Genomic DNA, 19,089 nt, shown 5'->3' on the forward strand with positions numbered 1-19,089 from the left:
TCGATCCGGTCCATCGCCTCCGTGAACTGCTTCAGGGGAGTCGCGGAGGGTGCGGACCATTCCAGGGGAACGACGTCACTTTCGTTCCGGGAGTCGGCACGTACGTCGGCGGTGTTCCTGTCCGTCATATGCCAGATAACGGCGCCGACGGCAGCGGGGTGTGCGGCATACGAGTGAGTTCGATGCTCCGATCAGGGGAGCGCGCGGAATCTTATCTTCTCTATGGGTGCCAGCAGGCGACAATCCCCGGCAAATCCACCCTGCTTTTTATCATCTTCTCTCCGCGGTGGGACCGTTCGGGACCGTCAGGAGTCGGCGCGGGCCACGCCGATGGGGCAGGACACGCCCGTGCCGCCGATGCCGCAGTACCCGGCCGGGTTCTTGTCCAGGTACTGCTGGTGGTAGGCCTCGGCCGGCCAGAAGGGGCGGTCCGCGGCCGGCAGGACGGCCGTGGTGATCGGGCCGTAGCCCGAGGAGGTCAGCACCCGCTGGTAGGCGTCGCGGGAGGCCTCGGCCGCGGACTGCTGGGCGGGGGAGTGGGTGTAGACCGCCGAGCGGTACTGGGTGCCCACGTCGTTGCCCTGGCGGAAGCCCTGCGTGGGGTCGTGGGACTCCCAGAAGAGCTTCAGCAGCGCGTCGTACGAGACCTGCGCCGGGTCGAACACCACGCGGACGACCTCCGTGTGGCCGGTCAGACCCGAGCACACCTCCTCGTACGTCGGGTTCTCGGTGTGGCCGCCCTGGTAGCCGACCAGCGTGGTCCACACACCGGGGGTCTGCCAGAACTTCCGCTCCGCGCCCCAGAAACAGCCCAGCCCGAAGTCCGCGACGTCCAGGTGCTCCGGGTAGGGGCCGGCGAGGGGGTTGCCGAGGACCGTGTGCTCGGGCGGCAGGGCGAACAGGGGCTCCGGGCGGCCCTTGAGGGCCTCCTCGGCGGTGGGCAGCTCGGGCGTGCGGCGGAACGGGAACATGGATCGATCGCCTCCTTCGGGTAGGAGGGACAACGGTTGGGGACGGGGGAGGATTCCCGCCCCCGCCCCCGCCCCGCCCCCCGAACCGGACAGCTCCCGCTACTGCGACTGCATCGTCACGCGGACCGCCCAGTCGCGCGCGTACAGGTACCGCTGCTTCGGCCGCCCCGCGTACGACCACGGGATCGCGCCGATGTACCCGTCGATGTGGCGGAACTGCTCGACCGCCTCCGCGTCCCGGTCCTGCCAGAACAGCATCCACGCCAGCATGTGCCGCAGCGTGACCGCCCGCCGGTCGTCCGGCGCGGCCGCGGCCAGGTCGGCGAGGGCGGCGTCGACGGCCGCGACGACCTCCGGCTCCTTGTAGTACTCCTCCGCCCGCAGCTCCTTGACCCACGCCTCGTTCTCGAAGTGCGCGATCAGCGGCAGTACGGACAGCAGCTCGCCCGGCTTGGCGCCGTCGGCCGCCGTGCGGGCGAAGCCGAGGGCCAGCTCGTGCGAGCCGCGCCACTTCCCGGCCCAGTACTGCAGGGCGCTGGTGTGCGCGCACAGCAGCTTCGGGGCGCGCTTGGTGATCTGCGCCCACAGCTCCTCGTACTGCTCGTGCGGGTAGCCCAGCCCCATGGCGATGGGCTGCTCGACCATGTACGGCACCGGGTCCGCCGGGTCGGCGAGCTCCTGCGCCTCCTGCGCGGTACGGCGCGCGGTGAGCAGCAGGTCGTGGAAGAGCCGGAACTGCTCCTGCGTGGTGCGGGCCCCGGACTGGCTGCCGCGTACGTTCCACGCCACCAGCACCGCGGTGTCCGCGTCGACGAGCGCCGCGGTCGGATCGCCCGGCCGGGCCGCCTTCCAGGCCAGCAGCCACGCGTCGTCCTCGGCGGCCGCCTCGGCGAGGTCGCGGACCCGCGACCAGCGCTCCTCCCAGTCCTGCCCGGCGGCGGCGATCCAGTCGGCGCCCGCCTCCCAGTCGCCTCCCCGGACGGCCGCCAGCGCGGCCTCCTGTCCGGGCGGTACGGGCTGGCCGTGCTCGGTGTCGAGGTCGGCCTCCGCGACGAAGCCGAGCGCCACGACCGCGGCGGCCTTCTCGGCCTCGGCCTGCTCCTCCAGAGCGGCCGTACGGGCCTTGGTGGCCGCGGTCTCGGCCTCCAGGGCGTCCGAGGCGGCGTTCAGCCTGCGCGCCTTGCGGACGAAGTACATGCCGCGCAGCAGTTTCCAGGCACCTGCGAGCAGCAGGACGCCGAAGACGATGAGACCTATCACGGGGCGAGCACCAGCTTTCGCAGCGGTTCGGTGTCGCACTGGTCGGCCGTGGCCGCCTCCAGCGCGGACTTCAGCTGCTGTTCGAAGTCGTCGGAGGGGTAGCGCAGGGCCGCGGAGTCCGACCAGGACAGCTCCCAGCGGGCGCTGTCGCGGGCGGTGAGCTCGACGGTGACCAGCTGGTTCAGGGCCCGGCGGACCACCGGGCGGGCGAACTCGCGGGCGGTGCGGCCGGTGGCCGCGGCCGCCTCCTCGGACTTCGGGAAGCGGTCGGCCACGCGCCAGCGCAGCGCCGGGTCGGCGTCGACGGCGTCCAGCACGGCGCCCAGGCCGAGGGCGGGATCGGCGCCCTCGGCGGTGAAGGCCGCGCGGATCTCCTCGGAACCCTGGGAGACGTACCGGGTCATGCTCAGGTGGACGAGCTCGGGCCAGTCCACCCGCTTCAGGGCGAGCGCCTGCGGGGTCAGCACGGCCTGCTCCAGCGCGGCCTGCGCGGCCTCGGGCGCCGACAGCAGCGCCAGCGCCGGGCGGGCGTCCTGGGCGCCGCGGCCGTCGTCGGGCAGGGCCTCGATGCGGGCCACGCGTTCGGCGAGCGCGGGGTGGGAGTCGTACGGCTCGGTGGGCTCGGTCGGCAGGTCGCGGCGCAGCTCGTCCAGTTCGGCGCGGCGGGCGTCGAGGAGGCGGCGCAGCCCGCCGAAGACCTCGCCGGGCGGGGGCAGCAGCTCCGCGCCGACGCCGAGGGTGGCGTAGGAGTCCATGTAGAACTCCTGGGCCGGGCCCAGTGCGTTGAGCTCGCGCAGCGCGGAGGCGGCGGAGTCCCGGCCGGCGACCTCGACGGAGGCCAGGTCGGCGGCGAGCTCCTGGCGGCGGGCGGAGGAGAGGGTGGCGCGCTGGTAGAAGTTCCCGTACGCCACGTAGATCCTGGCCATGGCCCGGTACGTGGCGCCCTGCCCGCGGGTGTCGATCTCCTGGGCGGTCTTGCCCTTGGCGAGGCGCTGGGCGGCCTTCTTCTCCTGGCGGGCGCGCTCCTTGGCCACCTTGGCGTCGGCGCGCTCGTGGAAGTGGCGGATGGTGCGGATGAGCTGGGCGCGGCCGCGGGCGATCAGCGGGGTGAGGCGGGTGTCGAGGTTGGCGTAGTGGCCCATCTCGTGGGCGAGCACGGCGCGCAGCTGCATCTCGTCGAAGCCGGTCATCAGCGGCAGGCCGATGTAGAGGCGGCGGGTGCCGGGGAGCAGGCCGAGCAGCCGGGCGTCCTCGCTGACGGCCGCGTTCACGTCGGCGATCAGGGCGATCTCGTCGGGGGCGCGGGTGCCGACCTGCGTGGCGACCTCGCGGACGGCCTGCCACAGGGCGGGTTCCTGCGCCTCGGTCACCGGGACGCCGGGGACCGGGTCGCCCTTGGGGGTGCGCAGCATGAACATGCCGCGGACGATCGGGACTGCGAGGACGGCGGTGACGGCGACCAGCTTGGCGGCGGCGAAGCCGTGGAGGCCGGCGGCGATGATGCCGATGTCGGCGGCCGCCAGGATGGCCAGCAGGACGACGCCGAGCAGATAGAAGCCTGCGAGCAGGACGAGGGCGCGCAGCGCGCGCAGTGAAGCGCCCATGTAGGACAGATCCCCCCGGGATGACGGTGGTGCGGGTGCAGAGGTACGCCGGTGGTTGTTGCGCTGCCGCCGCGGTGGGTGCGGGCGGGGGCGGGCGCGGCCGGTGTGTGTGCCGGGCCGGCGGCGGCCCCTGGCCGGGCCGGCGTACCGGCCGGCCGAACGGCCACCGGGGGATCATGCGCCCTCCCGGTCACTTACGGCAACCTTATGCGGTGCCTCTGGCGCGATCGGGCGCCGCTGGCCGCTGGCCGCTGGCCGCTGCGCGGAGCCGTTCCCCTTCCCGAAGCCGGGGCTCCGCCCCGGACCCCGTTCCGTGCGCTCCGCGCCCGGTGCGGTCAAACGCCGCGCGGGCTGAAATCAGCCCCGCCGGGAAACGGCTCCGCGCAGCGGCACCGGCCTGCCCCGGGCGGGGGTCAGTTCGGGAGGGTGGCCGGGGAGCCGCCGTTGGCTTCGTAGCCGGCGACGGCCAGCGCGCGGTAGACCGCGTACTGGGCCGCCGGATCCTCGGCCGCGGACCACGGCAGGGCACCGACGCACCCGTCGACGTGCCGGACCTGCTCCATCGCCTCCGCCCACCGCTCCATTCCCACCAGGAACCACAGCAGCAGGTGCCGGACGTGCGCCAGCATCGGATCGTCGCCCCGCGCCGTCCGTACCGCGTACATCGCCCCCTGCACCGCCCGCGTCACCACCGCGCTCTCCCAGAAGTTGGTCAGGACCACCTCCGGGATGTGCGCGTACACCGCGAACAGCGGCAGCGCCGCCAGCAGCGATCCCTGCGGCGCGCGGGCCGCCGCCGCGTGCGCGAACGCGTCGGCCTTCTCCCGCGAGCCGTGCCACGACTCGCACCAGTAGTGCAGCGCCGCCAGGTGCGCGCCCATGTGGTTCGGGGCGACGTCGATGACCTTCGCCCAGAGTTCGTCGAACTCCGCCTCCGGGTAGGCAAGGCCCCGCGCCACCGCCAGCTCGGTGATGTACGGGACCGGGTCGCCCGGCGCCAGCAGCGCCGCCTTGCGGCAGGCCTCGCGGGCCTCCTCCAGGATGATCCGGTGGTCCGCGGAGCCGACGCCGCCGGACTGCCGCCACGCCTGCTGCACCAGCAGCTCCGCGTGCACCTGCGCCCCGCCCGCGTCCTTGCCGGCCTCCAGCCGCCACGCCTTCAGCCACTGTGCGCCCACCCCGGGCCGCTCCACCAGCTCCAGTGCCGCGGCCCCGCCGAAGGCCTGGACCCGCTGCCAGCGCAGCTCGCCCTCCTTCGCGGTGCCGGCCAGCAGCTGCGAGGCGGCCTGCCAGCGCCCGCTGCTCTGCACGGCGGTGAGGGCGTCCATCAGGTCCTGGTCGGGTCCGGGAACCCGGATGTCGAGCTCCTCCTGCAGGGCGAAGCCGTACGCCGCCGGGTCGGCCGCGTCGGGGCTGCCGGGGGCGGCCAGGCGGATGCCGCCGCCGCGCCGGCGCCGTATCAGCGGACCGAGGGCGGCCACGAGCAGGCCCATCGCGATCAGGAACCAGAGAATCTCCATGCCCACAAGCGAACCAGACGCACCCGCGCAAAGGCCAATGCCCGCGCCCCGTGGGCAACCACCCCGGGCCTGCGGGGATTAGGCTCTGCCCATGAGCGACGACAGCCACGAGCACCAGAGCTTCGAGACCCGCGCGATCCACGCGGGCAACACCGCGGACCCGCTGACCGGCGCGGTCGTGCCCCCGATCTACCAGGTGTCCACGTACAAGCAGGACGGCGTCGGCGGACTGCGCGGCGGATACGAGTACAGCCGCAGCGCCAACCCGACCCGCACCGCCCTGGAGGAGAACCTCGCGGCGCTGGAGGGCGGCAGCCGCGGCCTGGCCTTCGCGTCGGGGCTCGCGGCCGAGGACTGCCTGCTGCGCACGCTGCTCGTCCCGGGCGACCACGTGGTCATCCCGAACGACGCCTACGGCGGCACCTTCCGCCTCTTCGCGAAGGTCGTCTCCCGCTGGGGCGTGGAGTGGTCGGTGGCCGACACCTCCGACCCGGAGTCGGTGCGGGCCGCGCTGACCCCGAAGACGAAGGTCATCTGGGTCGAGACCCCCTCCAACCCGCTGCTCGGCATCACCGACATCGCCGTCGTCGCCGACATCGCGCGTACGGCCGGCGCCAAGCTGGTCGTCGACAACACCTTCGCCTCGCCGTACCTCCAGCAGCCGCTGGCCCTCGGCGCGGACGTCGTCGTGCACTCGCTGACGAAGTACATGGGCGGCCACTCCGACGTCGTCGGCGGCGCCCTGGTCACGGCCGACGCGGCCCTCGGCGAGGAGCTGGCCTACCACCAGAACGCGATGGGCGCGGTGGCCGGCCCCTTCGACTCCTGGATCGTGCTGCGGGGCATCAAGACCCTGGCCGTCCGCATGGACCGGCACGCGGAGAACGCGGCGAAGATCGCCGACATGCTGACCCGCCACCCCAAGGTGCACAAGGTCCTCTACCCGGGCCTGGCCGAGCACCCGGGCCACGAGATCGCCGCCAAGCAGATGCGCAACTTCGGCGGCATGATCTCCTTCCAGGTCACCGGCGGCGAGGAGGCGGCGGTCGAGGTCTGCAACCGCGCCAAGCTCTTCACCCTCGGCGAGTCCCTGGGCGGCGTGGAGTCCCTGATCGAGCACCCGGGCCGCATGACGCACGCCTCGGTGGCCGGCTCGGCCCTGGAGGTCCCCGCGGACCTGGTCCGCCTCTCGGTCGGCATCGAGAACGCCGACGACCTGCTGGCCGACCTGACCCAGGCCCTCGGCTAGTCGTCCTCGGCCAGTCGTACGGGACCGGCCGCCGGGCGGTGGGTCTACCAGCCCTCCAGGGGCGGGGAGACCTCGCTCGGCGGCACCTCCCACGGCCGGGTCAGCGAGGCCCACACCGCGAAGGCCACCGCGGCCGCGAACAGCAGCGTCCACCCGGCCCGGCGCCACGCCCGCCGGCGGCGCAGCAGCCGAGTCCCGCGGGCCGCGGCCGCCGCCGCCAGACCGGCCGGGACCACCGGGTGCGGGCCCTCCATCAGCCGCCGGACCCGGTCCTCCTTGCGGTCCGGGACGCTCATGCGGCATCCCGGGCGCGCATCACGTCCACCGCCCGGGCGCACAGCTGCCGCACCCGCTCGACCGGCAGCCCCAGCTGGGCGGCCGCGACCTCCTCGGCGACGCCCTCGTACACGCACAGCACCAGCACGAGCCGCTCCAGCGGGCCGAGCGGCGCGAGGATCCCGCGGCCGCCGTGGTGGCGCCAGCCGGTGCGGGCGAACGCGGCGCACAACTCCTGGCGGGTGTGGTCGTAGGGGTCGTCGCCGCGCAGCCGGCGCCAGTTCGCGTACGTACGGGCCAGCGCGCCCGCCAGCAGCCGGCGGGCCGCGGGGCAGTCGGCACCCGCCCCGGCTCCGGAGCCGGCACCCGCAACGACATCCGCCCCGGGCCCGTCCTCCGCCGTCAGCAGGACCGCGACGTGCAGCAGCCGCCCCGCCGCGCCGGCGACGAAGGCCTCGAACTCGGCGTAGGGCCCCGCTCGGTGGTCCACAGGCCACATAGTGCGGCCAGGGGCACCGCCCCGGTCAAGGGGTCGGACGGCCCCGCGTCGCCCCGTCCGCTCAGGAGGCGGGGCCCGCCTCGGCGACGGTGCCCATCAGCTCCGACAGGGAGCTGTTGAACCGGGTCAGCAGCCCGGTGAACGACTCGCGCTCCACCTCGCTCCAGCCCTCGGTGACCCGGGCCATCAGCTCGCGCCGCGACAGGCGGACCTCCTCCAGCCGGGCCAGCCCGCGGGGGGACAGCGCCAGCACCACGGCCCGCCCGTCCTCCGGGTGCGAGGTCCGCTTGACCAGGCCGGTGTCGACCAGCGGCGCGACCTGCCGGGTCACGGTGGAGGAGTCGATGCCCATGCCGCAGGCGAGCGCCTTGACGCCCATCGGGCCTTCCAGGTCGAGCCGGTTCAGCAGCAGGTACGCGGCGCGGTCCATCGAGTTGCGGGCCTGGCCGACCCCGCCCAGGCGGGTCTGCTCGGCGCGGCGCGCGAAAACGGCCACCTGGTGCTGGAGCGCGTCCAGAAGACCGGCTTCGGCAGGCGCTTCGGCCGCCGTGGGCAGGTCGGAATTGGCCGGGTTGGAAGGCATGGCCGTGAGCTCTCTTCGCGTGGGGCCGACAGGGATTGGGGGACAGAGTACGCGGCCCCGACCCGGCTCGTACGCCGCGTAGGAGAACTGATACGACCGGTACGGATCTGCCGCGGACCCGGTCCGTACCAAGCTCCCGGGCCCGTCCCGGATGGCGGGATTTCGCCCCTCCCGCAGCGCCCGGAAGGACCTGGAGCCGACGGTGCGGGTGGGGCCCGTGGGTCCCGCGCCGTGCCCCGCGCCGTGCCCCGCGCCACGTGCGGCCTGCGAGACTGGCGGCATGAGCTACCGCGTGCCCCAGCCCGTCCCGCAGGTCATCCTCGACGACGTCCTGGGAGCCCAGAAGATGCTGTCGGGCGTCTCCCGGGTGACCCCGATGGAAGGCAGCAGGCACCTCTCCGCCCTGGTCGGCTCGCCGGTCCACCTCAAGTGCGAGAACCTCCAGCGCACCGGCTCCTTCAAGCTGCGCGGCGCGTACGTGCGCATCGCCGGCCTGCTCCCCGAGCAGCGGGCCGCCGGCGTCGTCGCCGCCAGCGCCGGCAACCACGCGCAGGGCGTGGCCCTGGCCTCCTCCCTCCTCGGCGTGCACTCCACCGTCTTCATGCCGGTCGGGGCGCCGCTGCCGAAGGTCGCGGCCACCGAGGAGTACGGAGCCGACGTACGGCTGCACGGCCAGGTCGTCGACGAGACCCTCGCCGCCGCCCAGGACTACGCGGACCGCACCGGCGCGGTGTTCATCCACCCCTTCGACCACCGCGACATCATCGCGGGCCAGGGCACGGTGGGCCTGGAGATCCTGGAGCAGTGCCCGGAGGTGCGCACCATCCTCGTCGGGATCGGCGGGGGCGGCCTCGCGGCGGGCATCGCCACCGCCGTGAAGGCGCTGCGCCCGGACGTGCAGGTGGTCGGAGTCCAGGCGGCGGGCGCGGCCGCGTACCCGCCCTCCCTCAAGGCCGGCCACCCCGTCTCGATCGACAGCCCCGCCACCATGGCGGACGGCATCCGCGTCGGCCGCCCCGGCGACGTCCCGTTCCAGATCATCGGCGAGCTCGTCGACGACGTCCGCACCGTCTCCGAGGACGCGCTCTCCAGCGCCCTGCTGCTGTGCCTGGAGCGGGCCAAGCTGGTCGTCGAGCCGGCCGGCGCCAGCACCGTGGCCGCCCTGCTGAGCGAGCCCGAGCGGTACGGCGGCGGCCCGGTCGTCGCCGTCCTGTCCGGCGGGAACGTCGACCCGCTGCTGCTCCAGCGGATCCTGCGCCACGGCATGGCCGCGGCGGGCCGCTACCTGTCGCTGCGACTGCGGGTGGCCGACCGGCCGGGGGCGCTGGCGGGGCTGCTGGGCGTGCTGTCGGTGGTCGACGCGAACGTGCTGGACGTGAGCCACGTACGGACCGACCCGCGCCTGGGCCTGACCGAGGTCGAGGTGGAACTGCACCTGGAGACCAAGGGCCGCGAGCACTGCACGGAGGTCGCCCGCGCCCTGCACGCCGCGGGGTACACGGTCATGGGCGGCGGCGGCCAGGAGGACGGGCGCGGCTAGGCCGGGCAAGGCCTGCAGGGCCCGTAAGTCCCGCAAGGCCCGTAAAGGGGGGAGCCCCCTGCCGGATTGCTCCGGCAGGGGGCTCCGCCCGTGTTCAGTCCCGGGTGATCAGCCGGTGAAGGGCTTGACGTCGAGGATTCGGACGGACGCCTTCTTGCCGTTCGGCAGCTCGTACTCGGCGTCGTCGCCGATCTTCTTGCCCAGCACGCCCGAGCCCAGCGGGGACTGCGGGGAGTAGGTCTCGAAGTCCGCCGACGCGTACTCGCGGGAGGCCAGCAGGAAGGACATCGTGTCGTCCTCGTCGCCGTCGAAGGCGATCGTGACGACCGTGCCCGGGGCGACCTCGCCGTCGGCCGCGGGGGCGGTGCCGACCTTGGCGTTCTCCAGCAGCTGCGTCAGCTGGCGGACGCGCAGCTCCTGCTTGCCCTGCTCCTCCTTGGCCGCGTGGTAACCGCCGTTCTCGCGCAGGTCGCCCTCCTCACGGGCAGCTGCGATCTTGGTGGCGATCTCCGTGCGTGCGGGACCAGAGAGGTAGTCCAGCTCGGCCTTCAGCTGGTCGTACGCCGCCTGGGTCAGCCAGGTGACGCTCTCGCTCGTCTGGGTCACGGGTGCTCCTCGTCGGTACAGGGGACTACTTGGCCGCCGGTGGCGGGCGAAACCACGAGCCTAACAATTCGGGAAGAAAAGGGGGAGGACACCATGTGTATGAAGTGTGTCATCGGGCCCGTGAGCAGGAAAGGGACCAGATTGCCGACGGGGGTGTCGGCTGGTTCCCGACCGCTCGGGATCCCCGGGGGATGCGGGGGTGTCAGCCGGCCGAGTGGGCCGAGCCGGCCGAGCCGGCCGAGCCGGCGGCCTGGCAGCCGACCAGCTCGATCATCGTCGCGCGTCCGGTCGTCTTCAGCGACACCATTTCGTCCACGCGCGACGCCCGCTGCGCGAAGGTGAAGTCCGCGCGGCCCACCTCGGCGTGGTCCCGGTCCTGGGAGATCAGGGTGCAGACCCCGGTCACCCCGGCGTCCTTGCGTACCTCCAGGTGTACCTTCACCTCGGCGTCCGAGACCACCTGGAACTTGATCACCTCGGCGCTGACGCTCTGACCTGCGACGTAGTCCCAGCCGATCCAGCCGACCACGGCCAGCAGGCCGACGCCGAGCACCGAGCCGACGATCTTCAGCCTGCGGTCCGCGCGCGCGTCCGCCGACCGGCCGTAGCGGCCCTCGGGCAGTCCCTCGCGCACCGTGCTCATGATCGTTCCTTCCGGGAGGGCCGGGATCCGGGAGATCCGGGCGATCCGGGGTCCGGCCCCGGAATTTTTCCACCCCCTGGTTCGGTCACTATAGAAGCCGTCCGCCTGACGTATCACAGAGGATCCTGTCTTGACCGAGCAGCTTCGACTGATGGCCGTCCATGCCCACCCCGACGACGAGTCGAGCAAGGGCGCGGCCACCATGGCCAAGTACGTGTCCGAGGGGGTGCCCGTCCTGGTCGTGACCTGCACCGGCGGCGAGCGGGGCTCGATCCTCAACCCCAAGCTCCAGGGTGACAAGTACATCGAGGAGAACATCCACGAGGTGCGCGCCAAGGAGATGGACGAGGCGCGCCAGATCCTCGGCATCGAGCAGGAGTGGCTCGGCTACGTCGACTCCGGCCTGCCCGAGGGCGACCCGCTGCCGCCGCTGCCGGAGGGCTGCTTCGCGCTGGAGGACGTCGACGAGGCGGCCGGCCGCCTGGTGAAGAAGATCCGCGCCTTCCGGCCGCAGGTCATCACCACGTACGACGAGAACGGCGGGTACCCGCACCCCGACCACATCATGACCCACAAGATCACGATGGTGGCCTTCGAGGGCGCGGCCGACACCGAGAAGTACCCGGAGGCCGAGTTCGGCCCGGCGTACCAGCCGCAGAAGCTGTACTACAACCAGGGCTTCAACAAGCCGCGCACCATCGCCCTGCACGAGGCGCTGCTCTCGCGCGGCATGGAGTCCCCCTACGGGGAGTGGCTGGAGCGTTGGAAGGAGTTCGAGCGCACCGAGCGGACCCTGACCACGCACATCCCGTGCTCTGAGTTCTTCGAGATCCGCGACAAGGCGCTGATCGCGCACCGTACGCAGATCGACCCGGACGGGGGCTGGTTCCGCGTTCCGATGGAGATCCAGAAGGAGGTCTGGCCGACGGAGGAGTACGAGCTCGCGAAGTCGCTCGTCGACACCTCCCTCCCCGAGTCGGACCTCTTCGCGGGCATCCGGGAGAATGCGTAGCCATGAGCGCTACTCATGCAGCACTGGCCCAGTTCCTGCCGCTGGCGGGTGACACCTTCGACAAGAACAAGGTGACGCCCGGGCTTCTGGGGTTCATCGTGTTCGCGGCCCTTGCCCTTGGGGTGTGGGGGCTGATGAAGTCGATGAACCGGCACATGGGGCGGGTCGACTTCCAGGAGGCCCCGGAGCCGGCGGGCGGCGCCGCCGACCCGACCACCTCGGCCTGACCGGGGCGGCCCCCGGCCGCCGCGATCCCGGCCGTCGGCCCGGGCCCGGCCCGCCAGGCGGGACCCCCGCCGGGCGGGGCCCCTGCATACCCCGGCCCGGCCCGGCCCGGGGGGCCGCCGGGCGGCTCCGGCCTGCCCCGGTCCCCTGCCCTGGTCCGGGGCCTGTCCTGCCGCTCCCGCTGCGCGGAGCCGTTTCCCCCACCCCGCCCCTTCCCGAAACGCCTCAGTCGCCGGCGAGGCTCAAAGATCCGGGGGCTCCGCCCCCGGACCTCCCCCAGCTACCGCTGGGGGGACCCCCAGCGCCTCAAACGCCGGCGGGGCTGGACGATCCAGCCCGCGCGGCGTTTGAGCGCACCGGGCGCGGATCGCACGGGTCTTTCAGCCCCGCCGGACCATCCCAGCCCCGCCGGCGTTTGAGGCGCGGCCGGTGGCCGCCGGCGGTTGGGCGGGTCGCGTCAGCGCGGGGGTGGCTTGGGGACGCCCATGATTTCGCGGGCCCGGAGGGTCGGGGTCAGGCCCAGGCGCCAGGCCTGCCAGCCCTCGCCGGGGTCCACGCCCCGGGCCAGGACGACGGCGTAGGCGTCCAGCCCGTCCTCCAGGCGAGCGTCCCGCATCGGATGCGGCGCACCGGTGAGGCGGGCCAGCTCGGCCCGCGCCTCCTCCGCACCCCCACCCCCCGGCACCGCGTACGGCAGCAGCGTGCACCGCAGGAACCGCGCCCAGTCCTCCCCCCGCCGGTCCCCGTACGAGATGAACAGCCGGGCCGCCTCCTCGCACAGCCCCAGCGCCTGCGAGACCCGGTCGTTGCCCGCGTCCACCACCGCCAGCTCCAGGCAGGTCCACGCCTCCCCGTGCGCCAGCCCGATCCGCCGGAAGTCGGCCCGGGCGTCCACGAGCAGCTGCCGCGCGAAGCCGGAGTTCTTCAGGTTGCCGGTCTGTGCGGCCCGCTGGTCGCGGGTCACCCGGCCCGAGTGGTGCCGGGCGTACGCCAGCCCGTACACGTCCCGCATCCGCGAGAACATCGTCCGGGCCCGCTCCAGCTCCCGTACCGCCTGGTCGCGCTCGCCCCGCTCCTCCAGCGCCTGCCCGAGGTAGTACAGCGTCCACGCCTCGCCGCGCGCGTCCTCCGCGTCCCGGTGCCGGGCCAGCGCCTCCCGCAGCCGTTCCAGGGCCGGCTCGGGGTCGCCGTCCACCACCCGGGCCCGGCCCAGCTGGGTCAGGGCCCACGCCTCGCCGCGGTCGTCGCGCGTGCGCCCGTACAGCTCCAGGGCGAGCCGCAGCTCCGCCTCCGCCCGCGGCACCTCGCCGAGCCGCAGGTACACCTGACCCAGCTGGAAGTGCGCCCACGCCTCGCCGTGCACGCTCTCGCTCTCCCGGTGCAGCTCCAGCGACTGCTCCAACAGCTGCATCGCCTCCGCCAGGTGCGCCCGGTCCCGCTCGACCGCCGCCAGGGCGTGCAGCCCCCACGCCCGGTCGCCCGCCAGCTTGTCCGGCTCCTGCAGGGCCAGCGCCTCCCGGATCCGGGCCGCCGCCTCCGGCAGCTGGCCCTGGTGGTGCAGGGTGATGCCGAGGGAGATCAGCGCCATGCCGGCGCCCGCGTCCTGCTGCGCCTCGCGGTACTGGTCGACCACCGAGGACAGGGTGGTGCGGGCCTTGTCCAGCTCGCCGAGCTGGCGGGCCGCGATGCCCGTGCGCCACTGCACCGAGCGGACCAGGCGGCCCCGGTCGGGCCGGCCCTGCCCGGCGCGGGCGGCCTCCACGGCCTGGGTGAGCTCGTTGATCTCGCCGAGCCGGTACAGGTCCCCGCGCAGCAGGCAGAAGTCGCACAGCGCGCCCAGCAGGTCCAGCACCGCCTGCTGGTCGACGTCGTCCTGCGAGTGCCGCAGGGCCGCGGTGATGAAGCTCGACTCCTCGTCCAGCCAGCGCAGTGCCGCGTCCAGCGAGACGAAGCCGTGTCCGCCGAAGTGGTTCGCCCGGGTCGACATCTTCCCGTCGACCATCCGGATCACGGAGTCGGCGAGCTGCGCGTAGTTGCGGATCAGGCGGCCGTGCGCCGCCGAGGCCTCGGCCCGGTCCTCGTCCGCGGCGAGCCGCGCCGCCGCGTACGAGCGCACCGCGTCGTGCATCCGGAACCGCTCCCCGCGTACGAGGTCCAGCAGGCCGGCGCCGGCCAGCTCGTGCAGCAGCCGCCCGGCCTCCACCCGGTCCGCGTCGATCAGCGCGGCCGCCGCCGACGGGCCGAGGGAGGCCCGCCCGGCCAGCGTGAGCCGCCGCAGCAGGCGCCGCCGCTCCTCGGGCAGCCCCGCATAGGCGGCCCCGAGCGCCCGCTCGACGACACCGCCGCCGGGCGGGGCCGGGTCGCCGGCCTGCACCGCGGCCCCGGCTCCGGCCCCGGCCACCGCGCCCCCCGCCAGCGGAGCCAGCGCCCGCAGGGCCAGGGGGAGGCCGCCGGCCAGGGGCAGGAGCTCCCGCAGGGCGGCGTCGTCGGAGGCTGCCGCCGCCGCGCGGACCAGCTCCGCCGCCTCCGGGTCGGCCAGCGGCTCCACCGGCAGCTGGTGGACCCAGGCCGGCGCCCCCGGCAGCTCCAGCGGCTCCCGGGCCGTGACCAGCACCAGGCTCTCCGACCGCTCCGGCACCAGCAGCCGGATCTGCTCCGCGTCCGCCGCGTCGTCCAGCACCACCGTCACCGGCAGCCCCTGCAGGTGCTGGTGGTACAGCTCGCCCAGGCGCCGTACCTGCTGCTCCGCGGACGCCCCGTCGCGGAACAGCAGCTGCTCGCGGGGCGCGCCGAGCCGGTTCAGCAGGTGCAGCAGCGCCTCCCGGGTCGGCAGCGGGGACTCCCCGCTGAAGGCGCCGCCGCGCAGGTCCACCACGCACGCGCCGCGGAACTGGTCCTTCAGCGCGTCCGCCGCCCGCAGGGCCAGCGCGGTGCGGCCAACCCCGGGCTCCCCGTGCAGCACCACGACCACGGGCCGGGTCTCCGTGCTGGCCCGGGCGGCCTGCACCCACTGCGCGATCCGGGTCAGCTCCGCGCGCCGGCCGCTGAACGGGGCCGCCGGCTGCGGCAGGTGCGCGAACGACTGCTCCAGCACGCTGCGCCGCCGGGCCTCCGCGCTGCGGTCGCCGCCGCGCAGGACCGGCCCGCCGCCCGGCGGCCGCCCCGGCTGGCGCGGCAGCCGGGCCGCGGCGGCCACGGCCCGCTGCTGCTCCAGGAACGGCCGTACGCCGCGGACCTCCAGCGCCGTCAGCCACTGCAGCCGCAGCTGCTCCGGCCCGCCCGGGCGCCCGCGCTCACCGGCCCGGCGGTTCGCGGCGGGCAGGTGCAGGGCGGTCACCTTGGCGACGGTGGCCGCCGCCCCGGCGACGCCGGTGACGGCTCCCGCCGCCAGCGCCGTGCCCGTGGCCACGCCCAGCGAGAGGTCGGCGCCGACCGCCGCGGCCGCCGCGACCGCGGTCACCAGCAGCGCGGTCGAGGTGTTCTGCCGCCGGAAGGCCTCGCCGAGGGACTCCTCGCCGGCATCGGCCTCGTCCAGGGCCCGTACGTACGCCTCGTACTCCTCGGCGGCGCTCGCGGCGAGCGCGTCCAGCGCCTGGAGCCCGCGCGCCAGCAGCGCCGCCCTGTCGACCGGCACACCCGTCCCGGCAGCCCGCTGGGCCTCCTCGTCCACGGCCCGCTCCAGCAGTCGCTCGGCCTCACCGCGATGGCTGTCCCGCATCGGCATCCCCCTCAAGAGAGCTCCGGCAACGTGCCACAAGTGTGGGGCGGTACGTGCGTGAGCGCGAGGGAACTTGAGCTAGATCAGAGGGAGTTGACCCCTCTTCGGGCGTCCGCGTGCATATATGTGCGTTCTACTGGCGCAATGAGCCGACACAGCCGACACAGCCGCCACGGCCGGCCCCGGGGAACCCTCGTTCTGCGCACGGTCGTTCTGTCGACGACGGTGGCGGCCCTGGCGGCCGCCTGCACCGAGCCGCCCCCGCCCCCATCCCCCTCGGCCCGCGGCTTCGCCGTCCGCCACACCGAGCCCGACGGCCCGGCCGACGCAGCGGAGGCCCGCCTCCTGCGGGACCGCCGCCTGCCCGAGGCCGTCGCCGCCGCCCTGAACGGCCACCTCGACCTCCCGCACCGCGTGACCGTCGTCGCCCTCTCCTGCGCCGATCAGGGCTCCGGCTACGACCCGGCCACCCGCCGCATCGAGCTCTGCTACGACGACCTCGCCGAGGATCGGGAGCTGTTCGCATCGGCCGGCCGCGGCCCGGCCGACGACGAGGTGGCCGCGGTGGCCGCCGAAACCCTCTACCACGAGGCCGGCCACGCCCTCGTCGACCTCCTCGGCCTGCGCGTGGGCGACGACCGCGCCGAGGAGGACGCCGCCGACCGGTTCGCGGCCCTGATGCTGCTGCGCGAGGGCCCGGAGGGCGAGCGCAGGCTGCGCACCGCCGCCGAGGCGTACGAGCTCACGGCCGCTGCCGAAGGCCCCGGCGACCGTGGACGCGACGAGCACGCGCCGCCCGCCGAGCGCGCCGCCGGACACCTGTGCCTGCTGTACGGCGCGGCCGCCGGCCGCCACCCCGACCTTGCGGCCCGTACGCAGGGCTGCGCCCCCGCCTGGCCTGCGGTGCAGGAGGAGTGGGCGCGCCTGCTGGGGCCGGTGGTGCGGCGCTGACCTCCCGTAGACTCCCGTTTTCAAGATCCAACTGCGCGCCCCGGGGGACCTGGTGACGGTACGAGAGATACGCGCGGCGGCCCGGATGGTCGGGCGCCGCACCGCCCTGCGCTACCTCGCGCTCGGAGCCGGCGCGGCACTGGTGTCCGCCTGCACGGGCAAGGACAAGCCCGCCGGCCCCGCGACCCCGACGGCGACCGCGACCCCGGGCCCGACCACCGGTTCCGCTTCGCCTTCCGCCTCCGCCACCGCCCCGGCCGCCGCCCCGCCCTCCGTGCCCTCGGCGTCTCCCGCCTCCGGCGTCGTCGGCCACGCCTTCGCCGAGTTCGTCAAGGGCGCCTGGACCATCAGCTCGACCCTCCCCGGCGGCGACAACGGCGCCGGCCGCAAGGACACCGGCCGGGCCGCCGTGAACCCGGACGGCACCTGGACCATCATCTGGACCGGCCTCAACGGCATATGGAGCGGCCGCTGGTCCCTGCAGCGGGGCCGCCTGGACCTCCAGGTCCTCACCGGCCCCAAGCACCTCACCGACCCCGACATCTCCACCTCCTCCGCCCAGAAGGTCCCCGACACCGTCGACGGCCCGACCTCGCAGCTGCTGAACTGGTTCCCGATGGGCGCCCAGGACGTCTTCGGCCACCTGGACGTCGCCTACAACGGCAAGGACCAGCTGCGCATCCACCACCTCGACCTGCGCGGCAACATCTCCATCCACATGTGCACCCGCGCCTGAACCCCGTCGCGGCGAACTCGGCTGCATGACGGCCCCGAGCCGTCACACGTCTTTGACGGCGACCCGGTCCCCGCACGGCTTCGACCAGGCGTCACGGTCGGACGTCAGGACGAGGACGGGCGCCGGAGAGCGCAGGGCCAGTGCCGCCACCAGCGCATCGATGGCGTACTCGTGGCCGTGCAGCCCGCCGGCGTCGCGCAGCAACTGCACGGGCCGGTGTGGGCCGCGTGGTCGATGCCGCCGGTGGGGACCGTGTGGCGCAGCACGACGGGCTCGCGGCACCTGAGCGAGGACGGCCCCATGTCGAACCGCCTCGCGAACGAGACCTCGCCCCATCTCCTCCAGCACGCCGACAACCCCGTCGACTGGTGGCCCTGGTCGCCGGAGGCGTTCGCCGAGGCCCGTGAGCGCGGGGTGCCCGTGCTGCTCAGCGTCGGCTACAGCAGCTGCCACTGGTGCCAGTGAACTCGTCAACCCAGTAGTCGGCGGCGCTCACACCTCTCTGATGATCACGCGGCTCCCGCAGAGCTTCGACCAGTCGTCGCGGTCGGAGGTCAGAACGACTGCTGGAGCCGGGACGCGGAGCGCGAGCGCGGCGACGAGGGCGTCGATCGCGTACTTGCGCCCGTGCAACCCACCTGCGTCCTGAAGAAGCTTCACTGCGGTCAGGGAGTCCTCCTGACTGACCGGCTCCACGCGCAGCCGGGACAGCACCCACTTCAAGCGCGCCAGATCGGTCTTCCCGTGCATGGCTTCGACGATGGTCAGCGCAGACACGAGGACGGGAACTCCGACCTGCCGGGATGCCTCGATGCGCGCCACCATCTTGCGGTCGTTGCGCAGGAGCAGGGAGAGCGCCTCGGAGTCGAGCACCAGCGAGCGAGCCGGCTGCTCCTTCACGCGGCGCCCCGCTCGACACCCTCGGCGCTGTCGTCTCCGAACAGCTCGCGACGAGCGGTTTCGATCTCCTGCTCCGTGAGCGCGCCGTGTGCTTCCTCGTGGGCCGCGACGATCTCGGCGAGCCCGTCCATGGCGAGCTGGTGCCGGACAGCTTCGGTGATGTAGCTGGACAGGCCGCGGCGGCCGGTGCGAGAGCGCAGCTCGCTGACCAGCTCGGCGGGCATGGAGACGGAAATGTTCTCGGTGGTCCCGGCTCGGGTCGTCTTCATAGCCCTAGTGTAAGACAAACTCTATTACAGAGGGGGTTCCTTGGCGGAGTGGAAGCCTTCGATGTCCTGCGGTCACCCGTGAGGGAGACCGTCTCCGTCCGGCGGCCACCCGGCCGGAGCCGGGGTGGCGGCCTGCTCGACCCGCCAGTAGGAGGGGATGCCGGCCTTGGCGTACTGGTCCACCTTCACGATCCGGTCAGTGGTCTCGCGAACCGGGCGACACGACCCCGACGACCAGGAGTACGTGCGCAGGGCGGGTGGGCGCGAGGTCGATGGTCTCCGCCCGATAGACGATGACGTCCGGACGGCGGTTGGTGAGCGGAACGTCCTGCAGGCGAACGTCGAACTCACGACGACCATCCCGTCCACGATCTCGATGCCGGCGCACTGCTCCTCGGACCAGGAGTCGTACTGTTCCGCACCGATCTGCGTATGCATCCACGCGGGCGCCACCATCTCGGCGGCCCCTTCCTTCGAGGAGTCTCGGCAGGTCCGGCACTGCTGCGCCCAGCCTGCTGTTCCAAGGG

Annotated in this window: 18 protein-coding genes and 3 pseudogenes; 7 read left to right on the plus strand and 14 right to left on the minus strand. The window is 73.9% G+C overall.

Annotated elements, in window-relative coordinates:
• Positions 1-305: 305 nt before the first annotated feature.
• From msrA to AB0F11_RS11160, 4 genes are all read right to left on the minus strand, one after another.
• Entirely contained in the window at positions 306-971 is a 666-nt protein-coding gene (gene msrA, locus AB0F11_RS11145) for a peptide-methionine (S)-S-oxide reductase MsrA (RefSeq protein WP_362170685.1), read from the minus strand.
• Positions 972-1,070: 99 nt separating this feature from the next.
• Entirely contained in the window at positions 1,071-2,231 is a 1,161-nt protein-coding gene (locus tag AB0F11_RS11150; RefSeq protein ID WP_362170688.1) for a hypothetical protein, read from the minus strand.
• Entirely contained in the window at positions 2,228-3,835 is a 1,608-nt protein-coding gene (locus AB0F11_RS11155; protein WP_362170691.1) for a M48 family metalloprotease, read from the minus strand. Before AB0F11_RS11155 ends, AB0F11_RS11150 begins: the two co-directional genes overlap by 4 nt.
• A gap of 413 nt (positions 3,836-4,248) precedes the next feature.
• Entirely contained in the window at positions 4,249-5,355 is a 1,107-nt protein-coding gene (locus AB0F11_RS11160; protein WP_362170693.1) for a hypothetical protein, read from the minus strand.
• Between the two features lie 91 nt (positions 5,356-5,446).
• Here AB0F11_RS11160 and AB0F11_RS11165 point away from each other — a divergent pair, with 91 nt between their 5' ends.
• On the plus strand, positions 5,447-6,604 hold the full coding sequence (locus AB0F11_RS11165) for a cystathionine gamma-synthase (protein WP_362170695.1): 1,158 nt from the start codon (positions 5,447-5,449) through the stop codon (positions 6,602-6,604).
• Positions 6,605-6,648: 44 nt separating this feature from the next.
• On the opposite strand, the gene AB0F11_RS11170 is transcribed toward AB0F11_RS11165, so the two are convergent.
• The 3 genes from AB0F11_RS11170 to AB0F11_RS11180 all read right to left on the minus strand — a co-directional run bounded on the left by AB0F11_RS11170 (position 6,649) and on the right by AB0F11_RS11180 (position 7,962).
• On the minus strand, positions 6,649-6,900 hold the full coding sequence (locus AB0F11_RS11170; RefSeq protein ID WP_361901711.1) for a hypothetical protein: 252 nt from the start codon (positions 6,898-6,900) through the stop codon (positions 6,649-6,651).
• Positions 6,897-7,370: a sigma factor-like helix-turn-helix DNA-binding protein gene (locus tag AB0F11_RS11175; protein WP_362170698.1), complete on the minus strand. Its 474-nt coding sequence runs from the start codon at positions 7,368-7,370 to the stop codon at positions 6,897-6,899. Before AB0F11_RS11175 ends, AB0F11_RS11170 begins: the two co-directional genes overlap by 4 nt.
• Positions 7,371-7,440: 70 nt before the next feature.
• Complete coding sequence (locus AB0F11_RS11180) at positions 7,441-7,962, minus strand: MarR family transcriptional regulator (protein WP_361901715.1); 522 nt, start codon at positions 7,960-7,962, stop codon at positions 7,441-7,443.
• A gap of 280 nt (positions 7,963-8,242) precedes the next feature.
• Between AB0F11_RS11180 and ilvA the strand changes: the two genes are divergently transcribed.
• Complete coding sequence (gene ilvA / locus AB0F11_RS11185; RefSeq protein WP_362170701.1) at positions 8,243-9,502, plus strand: threonine ammonia-lyase; 1,260 nt, start codon at positions 8,243-8,245, stop codon at positions 9,500-9,502.
• Between the two features lie 108 nt (positions 9,503-9,610).
• Here the strand turns inward: ilvA and greA are convergent, their stop codons facing one another.
• Together greA and AB0F11_RS11195 are read right to left on the minus strand one after the other, a co-directional pair.
• Complete coding sequence (gene greA, locus AB0F11_RS11190; RefSeq protein ID WP_362170704.1) at positions 9,611-10,108, minus strand: transcription elongation factor GreA; 498 nt, start codon at positions 10,106-10,108, stop codon at positions 9,611-9,613.
• Positions 10,109-10,310: 202 nt separating this feature from the next.
• Positions 10,311-10,751: a DUF4307 domain-containing protein gene (locus tag AB0F11_RS11195; protein WP_362170707.1), complete on the minus strand. Its 441-nt coding sequence runs from the start codon at positions 10,749-10,751 to the stop codon at positions 10,311-10,313.
• Positions 10,752-10,881: 130 nt separating this feature from the next.
• Between AB0F11_RS11195 and mca the strand changes: the two genes are divergently transcribed.
• On the plus strand, positions 10,882-11,763 hold the full coding sequence (gene mca / locus AB0F11_RS11200; RefSeq protein ID WP_362170710.1) for a mycothiol conjugate amidase Mca: 882 nt from the start codon (positions 10,882-10,884) through the stop codon (positions 11,761-11,763).
• Between the two features lie 2 nt (positions 11,764-11,765).
• Positions 11,766-11,990 carry a hypothetical protein gene (locus AB0F11_RS11205; RefSeq protein WP_362170713.1) on the plus strand — a complete coding sequence of 75 codons (225 nt, stop codon included), beginning with the start codon at positions 11,766-11,768 and terminating at the stop codon, positions 11,988-11,990.
• Between the two features lie 455 nt (positions 11,991-12,445).
• Here AB0F11_RS11205 and AB0F11_RS11210 read toward each other — a convergent pair whose 3' ends face one another.
• The gene (locus AB0F11_RS11210; protein WP_362170716.1) at positions 12,446-15,706 is read right to left on the minus strand and encodes a tetratricopeptide repeat protein; all 3,261 of its coding nucleotides are present in this window, start codon (positions 15,704-15,706) and stop codon (positions 12,446-12,448) included.
• Positions 15,707-15,850: 144 nt separating this feature from the next.
• Between AB0F11_RS11210 and AB0F11_RS11215 the strand changes: the two genes are divergently transcribed.
• Together AB0F11_RS11215 and AB0F11_RS11220 are read left to right on the plus strand one after the other, a co-directional pair.
• Positions 15,851-16,657, plus strand: coding sequence for a DUF4344 domain-containing metallopeptidase (locus AB0F11_RS11215; RefSeq protein ID WP_362170718.1), 807 nt, complete (start codon positions 15,851-15,853; stop codon positions 16,655-16,657).
• Between the two features lie 52 nt (positions 16,658-16,709).
• Complete coding sequence (locus tag AB0F11_RS11220; protein ID WP_362170721.1) at positions 16,710-17,393, plus strand: hypothetical protein; 684 nt, start codon at positions 16,710-16,712, stop codon at positions 17,391-17,393.
• 42 nt (positions 17,394-17,435) lie between these two features.
• On the opposite strand, the pseudogene AB0F11_RS11225 reads toward AB0F11_RS11220, so the two are convergent.
• A pseudogene (locus AB0F11_RS11225) lies at positions 17,436-17,597 on the minus strand (DNA-binding protein); the annotation flags it as partial.
• Between the two features lie 96 nt (positions 17,598-17,693).
• Between AB0F11_RS11225 and AB0F11_RS11230 the strand changes: the two are divergent.
• A pseudogene (locus AB0F11_RS11230) lies at positions 17,694-17,852 on the plus strand (DUF255 domain-containing protein); the annotation flags it as partial.
• A 33-nt stretch (positions 17,853-17,885) separates the two neighbouring features.
• Here AB0F11_RS11230 and AB0F11_RS11235 read toward each other — a convergent pair.
• From AB0F11_RS11235 to AB0F11_RS11245, 3 genes and pseudogenes are all read right to left on the minus strand, one after another.
• Complete coding sequence (locus AB0F11_RS11235; protein WP_362170724.1) at positions 17,886-18,293, minus strand: PIN domain-containing protein; 408 nt, start codon at positions 18,291-18,293, stop codon at positions 17,886-17,888.
• The gene (locus AB0F11_RS11240) at positions 18,290-18,562 is read right to left on the minus strand and encodes a hypothetical protein (protein WP_362170727.1); all 273 of its coding nucleotides are present in this window, start codon (positions 18,560-18,562) and stop codon (positions 18,290-18,292) included. Before AB0F11_RS11240 ends, AB0F11_RS11235 begins: the two co-directional genes overlap by 4 nt.
• Positions 18,563-18,685: 123 nt before the next feature.
• A pseudogene (locus AB0F11_RS11245) lies at positions 18,686-19,018 on the minus strand (Uma2 family endonuclease); the annotation flags it as partial.
• Positions 19,019-19,089 lie beyond the last annotated feature (71 nt).

Source organism: Streptomyces sp. NPDC032472 (assembly GCF_040636955.1).
Lineage (GTDB): Bacteria > Actinomycetota > Actinomycetes > Streptomycetales > Streptomycetaceae > Streptomyces.